Genomic DNA, 13269 nt, shown 5'->3' on the forward strand with positions numbered 1-13269 from the left:
CAGAACTGCGGCTACAGCTCGGGGAAATTGCGGCTGACAGGGATGCAAGGACATGACCACCCTGTCAGTCCTGCCACCTGGCATTTCCATGAGAGGCAACCAGGCTCGCTCCACAGGCGGCGGTGTCTCCGTCTCGCGCGGGTGTCTTGCTGTTGGCTCGCATTCCGCGTCCTGCCGCCTGGATCGCGACCGTTCCGTGCAGCGGGCACTCGAAGATGTCTCCCTGTCCAGCCACCGCGACGCCATTCACAGTGAAACCGGTCGTTGCGCTCTGCACGCTGCCGCCGTGACTGCTGGTGTCGCCAAGGACAATGAAAGGTCGGGTCATTTCAACTCCTTGCGGTGGGCATCCGATGATTTTCGTGCGGGTTCTGGTTTTTTTCCGTTTGGCAGCGGCGGCCAGTCCGCAGCAGTGGAAAGCGGTGGAACAGGTTTTCCAGGCAGGCCGGCCTCGCGAATGATGCGCGGCCAGCGCGGCTCCCAGCACAGCAGCAGCGATACCCAGTGGCCCACGGCATGCAACGCCAAGGCCGGAGACGCCAACGCCACAATGCAGGCGACCTGCCAACGCAGGCCTGCGCGCCAGAGCGGCCTGAAGAAGCTCAAGGACGCCATGACCGACAGCCAGGGCCATGGCACCTTGCCGAGCAGTTTCTTCGGAGCCGGTACCGATTGCGGCCCTTCTTCCATATAGCGGCGAATGAATTCCCACAGGTTGACGATATCGCTGGTGCCGTCGGCGCGCTTGCCGACGAAGACAATGTGCAGATGAGGACGATCAGGCGGGCTGGAGTCCCAGAACAGCATCAGTTTCCTGTCGGCATTGACACCTTCATGTTTGTCTCCCACAGCAGTATCGACTGTGACCTGCTCCCAGTCCAGAACCGTGATACCGCCGGCGAATTTAGGGCGATGCAGATAGACCTGACGGGTGACCCGGTTGAAGCGAATCAGCATCCGGCGCTGGACGAACGTTTCAAGTCTGAAAATAATTCGTCCATATCGGAGCACCACATAGAATACCGCAGCCGTAAGAAGAGCCACGAACCCCCCTAAAACGAAGTTACTTGCTGTGACTGGTGTTTTTAATGTTGGATGCAATCCGGTAAGCCAGACCGAGTTTGTCAAGGCGGCAAAGTAAGTGAGCTTGAATAAAAAATAGCAGACCACAAGAAACATACACGTAACGGTTCCGCGCCGCTCCTGTGATTCTCCCGCCGCAACGTCTATGTAGATGTCATTGAAATCATAGATTGAACCCTCCGCTAAGGGAGCTTCACTAACACGGTCTCGGACGCCAGGCAAGTTGTCTTCGTGCTTAAATTTTCCCGCACGTTTTGCAGCCAGATATTTTTTTTCTTTTTTCCGCCAGTCAGCGCTTTCTAAGGGAGAGGTTTGTATATGCCAGATCATCCATTCAATCCAGTACATTTAGCTCACCTCCTCGAGTGCCTGATAAAGCTTCTGCAATTCTGTCTGCTGATCTTTGAACGGTTTGAAAAATCCACCCGATTTCCAATCCTTCAAGCAGCTATGCCAACACCATTCCTCCATTTCCTCTGGAGTCAAATAGGCAATAAGAATACTGATCCCGGCTGTCACAAAGCTGCCTATGCCTAGGGCGCGAAGAATTATTGCCGCCATCCTGGGTGTATTGAGAGCCTCCACGAAAAGAATGATTTTGCTACTCCGACTAAAGATCAACCTTAATAATGGTCCTGAGTATGAGAGAGACGCAACCATCCCAATTGCAGATATCCCCAAAGTAGTAATGGCCCGGGCTAAATAGGCACCACTCAAAGCATTCTGGTCCTTATCGAGAGCGTTGCCAGCATCTTGAAAATCAATAACAGCAAGCATCCCTCCGCCAACTGCCGCCAGGCTGCCTCCCACCAAGCGCAAGCCACCCAACGAAACCCTGGCACCGTGGCCCGTGACTCCCGGGCGCTGATACCGACTCGCAACCATTTCCACGCCCAAGGCCGCCAACTCGATTCCGGCTGCAGTGGTAATCAGGAACGCCGCCTGGTACTCCATGTATTCCTTGTCGCCTTCGTCTTTTTTCGAGAGCTTGACGCCGAAAATGATGCTTTCGAGAAGTGTCAGCACGAGGCCACCCCGCATCTGGTGAAACGCCCCCTTTCCACTGCTCTGGAATTCTCGCATCGCGGCGTCGCGTGCCCGGCCGATATGAGCGTTGACCTGGCCCGAAACCCGGTTGGCACTGGCAGTCAGGCCGGCGGCCGCCAGTTCACGCAGTCGCAGACGGGTCGTCACTTCCCCCAGCGTGGCGTGAACGAAGCCGAGTAGCGGGCCCAGCAGCAGACGGTTCGTCGCATCGACCGGTAGCAGCTTCAGCATGTACCCATGGAGGGAGGTGAACAGCGATAGGGAAAGAGGCAGCCGCTGGGGGTCGAACCAGCGATGGGCACCGCTCACTATCGCTGTCTGAACGGCTGTATCCACCTTGATAAAAAGGTCGGCGACTCTCTGAAACCAGGCACTGGCATTGCCCAATTCGGTGACGATGTTATCGACGGAAAGATCGTTCGCAGCGACCTTCGCTGTGGCAAAGGCCGCCCGGGCTTCCTTCGCGATCTCGGATTGATTGCGCGTCAAGGCGCGCCAGGCCAGGTTGCGCTTGGCAATATCAGTGTCCGACCACCACGACGCCAGCTTCGCCGCGCCCTTGCTGCTTCCGTTCATGCCGAGCACGCAAAGGGCGACCTGACTTGCGAATGCCTGGCCCCAGACCGGTTCATTGCGATCGTAGGCATCCAGCGCCTGTTCAAACATCTCGCTGTCGAGCCAGGCAAGATGGTCGTCCCCACGCCTGTCCATCTCCTCCTGAGCACGACGATCCTGCCTGGAAAATTCGGCCTGGATTTCTTCCTTGCCCTTCCAGTCGAGCATGTCTTCGTATTTCTGGAAGATCGTCTCCTTCTCGGACTCGGCCCGACTTCGTGCCAGCTCCGTGTCGTACTCTTCGCGGCCTTCGTCAAACTGCCCGAAAGTAGCCCCGAAACGGGCATTCATCATGTGCCGGGTCCTGTCGTCCCTGAGCTTGCCCTCGGTATTCTTGACAGCCTTCTCGACATACCCCAGTTGCATGGCTTGCTTGACATCATCCAGCGCCTCGGCCACGACATACCGGCGCTCATTGCTGATGCCGTGCGCATCGACCGTGTTCAGCCAGGGCAACGTCATCTCGATGGCGTCATTGCGCCAGGCATTCAATTCCTGAACGATGCCGATCGGGTCATCGAGGACCACGGCAATACCGCCGCCGTCCATCAGTCGCTCAAGGGCATTGCGATAGATTGAGGCCATTTCCCTCGGCTCCTCTCCCGGTGCAAGTGCACTGCGAAATGGGGGAAACGCCTGCTTCTCCAGCGTCGCGGTAGCAGCTGCATCGCCAACGGCAAGGAACTCGGCTACGAGGCTCTCTACCTGCGAGGGCGTAATGACGTCGTCGAAGACCCCGCAGCTATTGGCCAACGTACGCAGGTCGAATTTCTGCAACCGATCGCGGTAACGGTTGAGGTGCAGATAGCGCTCCAGCATGTCGGCACTGAGCGGATCCGGCGTGAACAACAGCCGCGCCTCATCCACATCCTCCGGATCGGCCACGTTCAGCGTCCAGCCACCCAGCGCCGAAGCGCCGCCCACCGGGGTACCGGGTTCGTAGGTCAGAACAGGTTGCAGCAAGCCGCTGTCATGGACCCGATAGGTGGCTTCACAGACGTAGTCCTTGCCCATCCGCTTGATGAAGACATGGACGAAGCCCTCGCGCACACTGCGTATGGCATAGCGATTGTGAGCCAGCTCGGGCGCGAGGCGCTTGCCCAGGTGAGGGGGGAGTGCGGGCGCCAGCTTCTCGACGATGGCCTGATCCTGGCCAGACAGCACGCCATAGCGCAGCGGCAAGAGGGTAAGGGTGCGCTTGCAACTGACAACAGGGCTGACGGGGTCGTTGTTGCGGTTGCGGTTGGAAGCTGCGCGGCTGATGGCGAGCAGCTTGCTCAGGGAACGGCTTGGTTTTGACATGGGAATGCTCTCGGTTGTCTGGCTCAGGCCTGTTGGTGGCGATAGGAGAGGTACAGGTCGCCCAGGCGGCCTTTGCCAGCGACGGCAGCTTCCAGGGCCATCGACCAGCCACGGTCGCCGCCAAGCGCCTTTTCCCCGCCGGATGCCAACGCAAGGAAGACGTAGTCGTGAAGGTCGTCGTGCCTGGACAGCCCGGCTTGGCGAGCGCTCGCCACCAATGACTCGATACAGGCCAGACGTACGCCCCTGCAGGTGCTGTCGAGCAGGTCCGGTGCGTCGGCTTCCACCGTTTGCAACAGCCGATGTGGCAACGAGTCCCCGGTCAGGGACTGCCAGAGTGTCTGATCGATCATCAGCGGTGACAGCAGGTTGGGATGTGTTGTACCTGGGCCTGGGATCCGTCCCCAGCGCTGAATCTGGGTGTCGCCTCTGGGAACCCACCATGAAGCGACAGGCGTGATGAATTCGCGCCACCAGAGAGGCGGGGCACGCCGATACAGCACCGGCAGTATCAACGGGTCGTAGTAACGCAACAGGTGTGCTGAACCCTCCGGGCCATATGCCACGGCGGCCCGGGCCAGGTGTTCGGCGAGGTGTTCGGGGGCAACGCTGCTGACTATCCAGCCGTGCACTGCGTCTCGCAGGTCGCCGCTGAAGCTGCAGATCAGCCGGTAGTGTCCCTTCTCGTCGGCGGAATCGGCAGTCAACAGCAGCGGGCCATAGGGCAGCAGGGCGTGCCAGTCGGGGTTTCGAAGTAGCGGTATGGTTTTTTCCGCGTACTGCTCACGTACCCTGCAGCGCAATGCGTCGTCGAGTTTAGCCATATCGCACAGGGCTATCAGGTGAGCTGTCGGACCCAGTGTTCTCAACTCATTCATGAGTTGCTCTTCAAGTACGCTCATAGTTTCACCAATGCCTGATGTTCAGCGGCAGCCTTCAGCCAGCACCCCACACAAATCGGTTCACCTGTATTTGGCGATCCCGACAGTTCATGCGCGTCACCGCCAGCGGAGGTCACCAGGTCGATGGCATTGGCCTTGTAGATAACGGCTGTGCCATTGAACCTGAGGCCGCCGGCGTCCAGCGTGAGTACGCCGCCTGGTGTGCTCCAGCGAATCGACTCCGCAGAACACTCGTAGTGCTTCGTGTCATTGCGAATGGCTTGAGCCGCCTGGATCCGGTGATGGCCCTGAACCCTGAGCTCGACATGGCCCCCGACACTGACGTTGTGGTTGGCGGCAATCGTGTCGGCTCGGCTGTTGCCGATTTCTTCGATGCGGTCCTGTGCGATGGAGATTTGCTGAGTGCGCTCGATGACCAGGGTCTGGTCATTGGCAACAGTGATGAGCTGGTCGTGCCCGATGTCCGAACGGTCGTCATTACCGATGGTGTCATGACGATCATGTCCGACCTTCAGGATTTCATCGTGTTGAATGTCCTCGCTGCGGTCATGCCCAACGAAGGTGGTTTCGTCATGCTTGACGACGTTGTTCTGGTCCTTCTGCGCGTGGATGAACAGCTCTTCGAGCCCCGACTCGTCCTCGAAGCGCAGCTCGTTGAAGCCATTGCCCTTGTGGCTCTGGCTCTTGATGGTTATGCGGGTCTTGTGCCGGGGCAGTTCGTAGGGCGGTCGCTGCAGGGCGGTGTAGACCCTGCCGGTGATCACCGGCTGGTCGGGATCGCCGTCGAAGTTGGAGACGATCACTTCCTGGCCGATGCGCGGTATCGCCATATGCCCCCACAGCGCCCCGGCGATGTTCTGCGACACGCGGATCCAGCAGGAGCTGTGTTCGTCGTCCTTGCCTTCCCGGTCCCAGGGGAACTGCACCTTCACCCGGCCGTATTCGTCGCAGTAGATTTCCTCGCCTGGCGGGCCTACCACCCGGGCCGGCTGCGGGCCGTCGATGCGGGGTTTGGGCAGGGCCTCGGGGCGCCACTCGGTGTCGTCGGGCACCAGGGTGGCGATGCAGTTGTAGTGGGTGCCCTGGCGGGCATCGGCGCTGTCTTCGGCAAGGCTGGTGTACTGCTTGCCGTGGTGCTCCAGGTGAATCGGGCGCCAGCCGCGGTTGAGGTCTTCGCGGGGATGGCCGACGAGGTCGAAGCAGATGCCCGGCACCAGCCGCGCATCGTCACCTTCGGCGATGACCTGGCAGGCATCGCCACGCAGCCCGCGCAGGCGGTCGCGGGTGAAGGCCTCGCCGGCTTCGCCCTTGTAGCGGCCGGGGTAGTCGTAGCGCTCGTAGCCGCGCTCCTGATGGTCGAGGTCGCTGGCCTCTCGGCGGGTCTGCTGGTTGTACTTGGGATTCTTGAAGCTGTAGTCGCGCTGCACCTGGCGGGCGGTGCGCACGTTCTCGGTGTAGATGAACCGGTGCAGGGCCGGGCCCGGGCGGTCGCCGCCAGGCTTGGCGTTGTATTCCACCGGCGGATCGGGCTGCTTGCCGAAGATCCACAGGCGGTCGCAGTGGATCAGGCGGTGGCCTTCGGCGCTGTGCCGGAAACCGTAGAAGAAGCCCTCTTCCCTCATGATCCGCTCCAGAAACAAGTAGTCGCTACAGCCTGCCTGGAGGCAAAATTCCCGGGTTTCATGGGGATTGGTAACGCGCTGCTCGTAGTCGAGGGTGAGGGCGTGCTTCTTCAGCATCGCGGTGGCGATGTCGGGCACGTTGAGGGTCTGGAAGATGCGCCAGTCCGAGCTCAGCTTCATGCGCGCCAGGCGCGGCTCGACCACGGCGTGGTAGCGGGTGCGGCGAAAGCCGGTTTCGCCCTGCTGGAACGAGCTGACCGAGCCGTGTACGTAACGCACCGGCTGCTCGCCTTGCCAGAGGGTGAACAGCGCCGGGCGGTCGAGGATTTCGGCGAAGTCGACGGCAGGGTTGGTGCAGCTCAGGTCGATGTCGAGACGGAAGGTTTCGGACAAGCCTTCGGTCAGGCGGAATTCGACGACGTCGAAAACGTCGTTGCTACCTGCGGTAAAGGTAAAACGCAGATCGGATTGGGCGGCCATGCCGTGAGGATCTCCATGGAAAGCATTCCCTGGAGATCCTGCAGGTCGCCAAGTGGCGTAGATATAGGAAATTTCCGAATTACCACAGTGAAACGTCTTAGCATTGTGGCGGCGCTGATCATTGGTTCAGAAATTCCTGAACTGATTATTTGTCATCAGCGATTCTTCCCACGGTGGCCCGTCGCCAGAATCCTCCGCGACAACTACAAAAACCGTGAGTGCCACCTTCGTGAACCACACCACTTCCCGCGAACACCAGGTGTTGCAGGCCGCCGCCGCCCTGGTCGATGCCTTCGCCAGCAATGACACCGCCCGCTACTTCGCCTGTTTCAGCGAAGACGCGACCTTTCTTTTCCACACCGTCCCGCAACCCCTGACCTCGCGCCTGGCCTACGAGCAGCTCTGGGCGCAATGGCAGGCCGATGGCTTTGCCGTGCTCGGCTGCCAGTCGAGCAATGGCCAGGTCAGCCTGCTGGGCGAGGTGGCGATCTTCATGCACGACGTTGCCACGCACCTGAGCATCGCCGGTGACGAAGTGCGCCTCGAAGAACGGGAAACCATCGTCTTCCGCCTGCACGGCGAACGCTGGCTGGCCTGTCACGAGCATCTGTCGGCGCTGACCGAACTCTGATCCGATTCCTGCGGCCCTGCCGCACGCTGCCAACGCACTGGCCGGCATCCCCGGCCTACAACAATCAGACAGGCGCTGGAGTACCACCATGAGCCAATCGACGCGGATCGAAACCAACGGGGTCGAGCAGATTCCCGACCATCAACGCAGTGCCAGCCCGCTGGACCTGTTCCGCCTGATCTTCGGCGGGGCCAATACCTTCGCCACCGCCGTGCTGGGCAGTTTCCCGGTGCTGTTCGGACTGTCGTTCCAGGCCGGTGTCTGGGCGATCCTGCTCGGGGTCGGGGTCGGCGCGCTGATCCTTTCGCCCATGGGCCTGTTCGGCGCCCTCAACGGCACCAACAACGCGGTGTCGTCCGGCGCGCATTTCGGTGTGCACGGGCGCATCGTCGGCTCGTTCCTGTCGCTGCTCACCGCCGTGGCGTTCTTCTCGCTGTCGGTGTGGAGCTCCGGTGACGCCCTGGTGGGCGGCGCCAAGCGCCTGGCCGGGCTGCCGGAAACCGACCTGACCCTGGGCCTGGCCTACGGCCTGTTCGCGGTGCTGGTGCTGGTGGTGTGCATCTATGGTTTCCGCTTCATGCTGTGGGTCAACAAGATCGCGGTGTGGGCGTCGAGCCTGATGTTCCTGCTGGGCATCTTCGCCTTCTCCGGTCAGTTCGACGCGGGCTTCGCCGGCAGCGTCAACCTCGGTCAGCCGGGCTTCTGGGCAGCGTTCATCGGTGCTGCGCTGCTGGCCATGAGCAACCCGGTGTCGTTCGGCGCTTTCCTCGGCGACTGGTCGCGCTACATCCCGCGGGAAACGCCGAAGTCGCGGATCATGCTGGCGGTGATTGCCTCGCAGATCGGCACCCTGATCCCGTTCCTGTTCGGCCTGTGCACCGCCACCCTGGTGGCCACTCACGCCGCAGACTACATCGCGGCGAACAATTACGTCGGCGGCCTTCTGGCGATTTCGCCGGCCTGGTTCTTCCTGCCGGTGTGCCTGATCGCGGTGATCGGCGGCATGTCCACCGGCACCACCGCGCTGTACGGCACCGGCCTGGACATGTCCAGCGTGTTTCCGCGCCTGCTCAGCCGCGCTGGTGCGACCTTGCTGATCGGTGTCGCTGCCATCGCCTTCATTTTCATTGGCCGCTTTGCCTTCAACCTGGTGCAGAGCGTGTCCACCTTCGCGGTGCTGATCATTACCTGCACCAGCCCGTGGATGATCATCATGATCCTCGGCCTGATCACCCGTCGTGGCTACTACCACGCCGACGACCTGCAAGTGTTCACCCGCGGCGAGCGCGGTGGCCGCTACTGGTTCAACCACGGCTGGAACTGGCGTGGCATGGGCGCCTGGATTCCCAGCGCGCTGGTCGGCCTGTGCTTCGTCAACCTGCCGGGGCAGTTCGTCGGCGCCCTGGGTGAACTGGCCGGCGGTATTGATATCAGCCTGCCGATCACCCTGGGCATGGCCGCGGTGCTGTACCTGGCCCTGATCAATCTCTTCCCCGAACCCGCCGCGGTGTATGGCCCCCAGGGCCCGCGCTGGGTGTTCCGCAAACAGGCGGCCTGCGCGCCGCTGCCGAGTGCCGAAACGGCCTGACTGGAGCTGCACATGACTCACTACATCAATGGCCGCTGGGTAGAAGGCGCCAGCGCCGAGGGCATCAAGGTGTTCGACCCGTCCCTGGGCGAGCCCTTCGCCGAACTGCAGGCCGCCAGCGCCGGCCAGGTCGACGAGGCCGTGGCCGCCGCCCGCCAGGCGCTGCCGGCCTGGAAGGCCCTCGACGTGGCGACCCGCGCCGGCTACCTGCGCGGTTTCGCCGAACAACTGGGCTTGCGCCGCGAAGAACTGATCGCCCTGCAGATGCGCAACAACGGCAAGCCGCGTCATGAAGCGGAAGTGGACCTGGACGATGCCGTCGCCACCTTCGGCTACTACGCCGACCTGATCGAGCAGCAGTCGCGCAAGGACCCGAATGTGACCCTGGCCGCGCCGGGCTTCAGCGCCCGCACCCGTCTGGAACCGGTGGGCGTGGTCGGCCTGATCGTGCCGTGGAACTTCCCGCTGGTGACCAGCGCCTGGAAACTTGCACCGGCCCTGGCAGCCGGCTGCACCGTGGTGCTCAAGCCTTCGGAAGTCACGCCACTGATCGAGCAGAGCTACGGCCAGATCGCCGAGGTACTGGGGCTGCCGGCGGGGGTGTTGAACATCGTCGTCGGCAAGGCCGAGACCGGCATCGCCCTGAGCAACCACAATGGCCTGGACAAGCTGTCGTTCACCGGCAGCAACACGGTCGGTAGCCAGGTGATGCGCAGTGCGTCGGCGCAGTGCCGTCCGGTGACCCTGGAACTGGGTGGCAAGTCAGCCATCGTGGTGTTCGATGACTGCGACCTCGATCAGGCCGTGGAATGGATCGTCGCCGGTATCTGCTGGAACGCCGGCCAGATGTGTTCGGCCACCTCGCGCCTGCTGATCCAGGACGGCATCGCCGATGCCCTGCTGGCGAAGTTGCAGGTGGCGCTGGAGCAACTGCGGGTCGGCAATCCGCTGACCGAAGAGGTCGATATGGGCCCGCTGACGAGTCAGGGGCAGTGGCTGAAGGTCGCGGCGTACTTCGCGATCGCCAAGGAAGAGGGCCTTGAGCGTCTGACTGGCGGCGAGCCGCTGGACCGCACTGGCTGGTTCGTCAGCCCGACCCTGTACGCCGATGTACCGGCGGACAGCCGCCTGTGGACCGAGGAAATCTTCGGCCCGGTGCTGTGCAGCCAACGCTTCGCTACCGAAGCCGAAGCGATCGCGCTGGCCAACGACAGCCGTTTCGGCCTGGTGGCCACCGTGGTCAGCGCCGACCTGGCGCGTGCCGAGCGCGTGGCGGATGCGCTGGACGTGGGGCATGTGTGGATCAACTCGATCCAGGCGGTGTTCGTCGAGACGTCGTGGGGCGGGACCAAGGGCAGCGGCATCGGTCGTGAGCTGGGCCCTTGGGGGCTGGCGGCGTATCAGTCGGTCAAGCATGTGACCCGTTGTCTGGGGTGAGACTGTTTCTTTTGGGCCGCAACGCGGCCCAAAATTATTTCAGTTACGATCCAGCCACACCGTCTGCGCATTGCAGAACTCGCGCACGCCGAAGTGCGACAGCTCCCGCCCGAAACCACTCTTCTTCACGCCGCCGAAGGTCACCCGCGGATCGCTGGCGCAGTAGCCGTTGATGAACACACCACCGGTATCCAGCTCGTCCGCCAGTTGCTCGGCCAGGGCCGGGTTGCCGGTGTAGATGGTCGAGGCCAGGCCGAACTCGCTGTCGTTGGCCAGCTCCAGGGCGTGGCGCGCATCGCGGGCGGTGATGATCGAGGCCACCGGGCCGAACAGTTCCTGCTTGAACGAGGTCATCTGGTCGGTCACGTCGCCCAGCACGGTCGGCTGGTAGAAGTTGCCGTTGCCTTCGCCCTTGCCGCCGCCCAGCAGCAGGGTGGCGCCTTCGGCCAGGGTCGCCTGTACCTGTTCGTCCAGTTCGTCACGCAGGTCGAAGCGGGCCATCGGGCCGATGTAGGTCGCGTCCTGGGTCGGGTCGCCGACCACCAGGGCACGGGTGGCTTCGACGAATTTCGCGGTGAAGGCTTCCACCACGCCTTGCTCGACGATCAGGCGCTTGGCCGCGGCGCAGACCTGGCCAGTGTTCTGGTAGCGACCGATGACGGCGGCTTTCACCGCTTCGTCCAGGTCGGCGTCGTTGAGCACGATGAACGGGTCGGAACCGCCCAGTTCCAGCACGCATTTCTTCAGCGCGGCACCGGCCTGGGCGCCGATGGCGATACCGGCACGGACGCTGCCGGTGAGGGTCACGGCGGCGATGCGCGGGTCGGCGATGGCTTTGGACACGCCGTCAGGTGTGACGTTGAGCACTTCGAACACACCTTGCGGGAAGCCGGCGCGCTTGATCGCGTCCAGCAGCAGGTAGGCGCTGCCCATCACGTTCGGCGCGTGCTTGAGCACGTAGACGTTACCCGCCAGCAGGGCCGGGACGGCGCCGCGCAGCACTTGCCAGATCGGGAAGTTCCACGGCATCACGGCCAGGATCGGGCCCAGCGGACGGTATTCGATGCGCGCCTTGCCCACGGTGACCGGTGCGGCCTCCGGGGCGACCATGGCCGGGCCGGCGTCGGCGTACCACTCGCACAGCTGGGCGCATTTTTCGATTTCGCCGCGGGCCTGGGCGATCGGCTTGCCCATTTCGCCGGTGATCATCCGTGCCATGGCTTCGGCGTTGTCGCGCAGCGCGCCGGCCAACGCCAGCAGGCGCTCGACCCGGGCCTCGACCGGCGTACGGCGCCAGACCGCATAGCCGGCGGCGGCGCGGGCGAGGGTGGCGTCCTGCACCTCGGCGCTTTCATAGGAATAGTGGCCGATCTGCTCGCCGCTGGCGGGATTGATCGACAAGGCATGGGTCTGGTGGCTGATCACGGTCATTTTGGAGTTCTCATGGACGGCGTATGGATCGAAGCCTACTGCGTTGTGTCTTTCCCTTGAACTGAATAATACTGAGCGAAACATTCACGCAGAGAGAATGACTCTATGGGTCTGGTGCAGTTGGAGATGTTCAAGGCCGTCGCAGAGCAGGGCAGCATCAGTGCGGCGGCTCAGCATATTCATCGGGTGCCCTCGAACCTGACCACGAGAATCCGACAACTGGAGCAGGAACTGGGGGCGGAACTGTTCATTCGCGAGAAAAGCCGCCTGCGGTTGTCGCCGGCTGGCTGGAATTTCCTCGACTACGTGCGGCGGATTCTCGACCTCGTGGCCGAGGCGCGACAGACCGTGGCCGGGGACGAGCCGCAGGGCGCCTTCGCCCTGGGGTCGCTGGAGAGTACCGCGGCGGTGCGCATTCCGGCGCTGCTGGCGGCCTATAACCAGCGTTATGCCAAGGTCGAACTGGACCTCAGCACCGGGCCGTCGGGGGCGATGATCGACGGCGTGCTGGCCGGGCGCCTGAGCGCGGCGTTCGTCGATGGGCCGGTGCTGCACCCGGCGCTGGAGGGCGTGCCGGTGTTCACCGAGGAAATGGTACTGATCGCACCGCTCAATCATCCGGCCATCAGTCGTGCGGCAGAGGTCAACGGTTCGACCATCTATGCGTTTCGCGCCAACTGCTCCTACCGCCATCACTTCGAGAGCTGGTTTGCCCAGGACGAGGCCGTGCCGGGCAAGATTCTGGAAATGGAGTCGTACCACGGCATGCTGGCGTGCGTCAGTGCCGGGGCCGGGCTGGCGCTGATGCCGCGCAGCATGCTCGACAGCATGCCGGGCTGCAGCACGGTCAGCGTGTTTCCGCTGTCGGAGCGGTTTCGCTACTTGCGCACCTGGCTGGTCTGGCGCAAGGGCATGATGTCGCGGTGCCTGAGCACCTTCGTCGAGTTGCTGCGGGAGAGGGGAGACGTGCTGGACGACAACTGATCCGCTGCCGCCTGCAGCGCTGGCAATCACAGCCAAGCGTCTGGCAGGCAGGAGCAAGCGGTGGCTCGCAGGGTTGGCGATACTGTGATCGCACCGTTGGAACAGGTCCCTCGGGTGCGACGGCAATATCTTCATATCTGCGCTACG

Annotated in this window: 10 protein-coding genes; 4 read left to right on the forward strand and 6 right to left on the reverse strand. The window is 62.6% G+C overall.

The annotated features are described in order from the left end of the window. Window positions 1-64: 64 nt before the first annotated feature. Genes AC05QJ_RS13940 through AC05QJ_RS13960 form a run of 5 tightly spaced genes read right to left on the reverse strand, consistent with a single transcriptional unit; the run spans window position 65 to window position 7051 of the window. A complete protein-coding gene (locus AC05QJ_RS13940; protein WP_476747404.1) occupies window positions 65-328 on the reverse strand; it encodes a PAAR domain-containing protein in 264 nt (87 codons plus the stop codon). Further along, on the reverse strand, window positions 325-1431 hold the full coding sequence (locus AC05QJ_RS13945; RefSeq protein WP_476747405.1) for a DUF6708 domain-containing protein: 1107 nt from the start codon (window positions 1429-1431) through the stop codon (window positions 325-327). The genes AC05QJ_RS13940 and AC05QJ_RS13945 overlap by 4 nt, the downstream gene beginning before the upstream one ends. Then, window positions 1432-4047: a T6SS effector BTH_I2691 family protein gene (locus AC05QJ_RS13950; protein WP_476747406.1), complete on the reverse strand. Its 2616-nt coding sequence runs from the start codon at window positions 4045-4047 to the stop codon at window positions 1432-1434. 23 nt (window positions 4048-4070) lie between these two features. Next, window positions 4071-4949, reverse strand: coding sequence for a DUF4123 domain-containing protein (locus tag AC05QJ_RS13955; RefSeq protein ID WP_476747407.1), 879 nt, complete (start codon window positions 4947-4949; stop codon window positions 4071-4073). Continuing rightward, a complete protein-coding gene (locus AC05QJ_RS13960; RefSeq protein WP_476747408.1) occupies window positions 4946-7051 on the reverse strand; it encodes a type VI secretion system Vgr family protein in 2106 nt (701 codons plus the stop codon). Before AC05QJ_RS13960 ends, AC05QJ_RS13955 begins: the two co-directional genes overlap by 4 nt. Window positions 7052-7280: 229 nt before the next feature. Between AC05QJ_RS13960 and AC05QJ_RS13965 the strand changes: the two genes are divergently transcribed. The 3 genes from AC05QJ_RS13965 to AC05QJ_RS13975 all read left to right on the forward strand — a co-directional run bounded on the left by AC05QJ_RS13965 (window position 7281) and on the right by AC05QJ_RS13975 (window position 10707). Then, the gene (locus AC05QJ_RS13965; protein ID WP_476747409.1) at window positions 7281-7682 is read left to right on the forward strand and encodes a YybH family protein; all 402 of its coding nucleotides are present in this window, start codon (window positions 7281-7283) and stop codon (window positions 7680-7682) included. Window positions 7683-7770: 88 nt separating this feature from the next. Beyond that, window positions 7771-9270 carry a purine-cytosine permease family protein gene (locus AC05QJ_RS13970; protein ID WP_476747410.1) on the forward strand — a complete coding sequence of 500 codons (1500 nt, stop codon included), beginning with the start codon at window positions 7771-7773 and terminating at the stop codon, window positions 9268-9270. A 6-nt stretch (window positions 9271-9276) separates the two neighbouring features. After that, window positions 9277-10707 carry an aldehyde dehydrogenase family protein gene (locus AC05QJ_RS13975; RefSeq protein ID WP_476747940.1) on the forward strand — a complete coding sequence of 477 codons (1431 nt, stop codon included), beginning with the start codon at window positions 9277-9279 and terminating at the stop codon, window positions 10705-10707. Window positions 10708-10746: 39 nt separating this feature from the next. On the opposite strand, the gene AC05QJ_RS13980 is transcribed toward AC05QJ_RS13975, so the two are convergent. After that, window positions 10747-12138: an aldehyde dehydrogenase family protein gene (locus AC05QJ_RS13980; RefSeq protein ID WP_476747411.1), complete on the reverse strand. Its 1392-nt coding sequence runs from the start codon at window positions 12136-12138 to the stop codon at window positions 10747-10749. Window positions 12139-12243: 105 nt separating this feature from the next. Here AC05QJ_RS13980 and ptrR point away from each other — a divergent pair, with 105 nt between their 5' ends. Further along, the gene (gene ptrR, locus AC05QJ_RS13985) at window positions 12244-13122 is read left to right on the forward strand and encodes a putrescine utilization regulator PtrR (protein ID WP_476747412.1); all 879 of its coding nucleotides are present in this window, start codon (window positions 12244-12246) and stop codon (window positions 13120-13122) included. Window positions 13123-13269: the final 147 nt, after the last annotated feature.

The organism is Pseudomonas sp. TUM25319 (assembly GCF_056388475.1).

Coding starts and splice junctions, on each gene's coding strand:
- AC05QJ_RS13940 (WP_476747404.1), bottom strand. CDS start 328: ATGACCCGACCTTTCATTGTCCTTGGCGACACCAGCAGTCACGGCGGC.
- AC05QJ_RS13945 (WP_476747405.1), bottom strand. CDS start 1,431: ATGTACTGGATTGAATGGATGATCTGGCATATACAAACCTCTCCCTTA.
- AC05QJ_RS13950 (WP_476747406.1), bottom strand. CDS start 4,047: ATGTCAAAACCAAGCCGTTCCCTGAGCAAGCTGCTCGCCATCAGCCGC.
- AC05QJ_RS13955 (WP_476747407.1), bottom strand. CDS start 4,949: ATGAGCGTACTTGAAGAGCAACTCATGAATGAGTTGAGAACACTGGGT.
- AC05QJ_RS13960 (WP_476747408.1), bottom strand. CDS start 7,051: ATGGCCGCCCAATCCGATCTGCGTTTTACCTTTACCGCAGGTAGCAAC.
- AC05QJ_RS13970 (WP_476747410.1), top strand. CDS start 7,771: ATGAGCCAATCGACGCGGATCGAAACCAACGGGGTCGAGCAGATTCCC.
- AC05QJ_RS13980 (WP_476747411.1), bottom strand. CDS start 12,138: ATGACCGTGATCAGCCACCAGACCCATGCCTTGTCGATCAATCCCGCC.
- ptrR (WP_476747412.1), top strand. CDS start 12,244: ATGGGTCTGGTGCAGTTGGAGATGTTCAAGGCCGTCGCAGAGCAGGGC.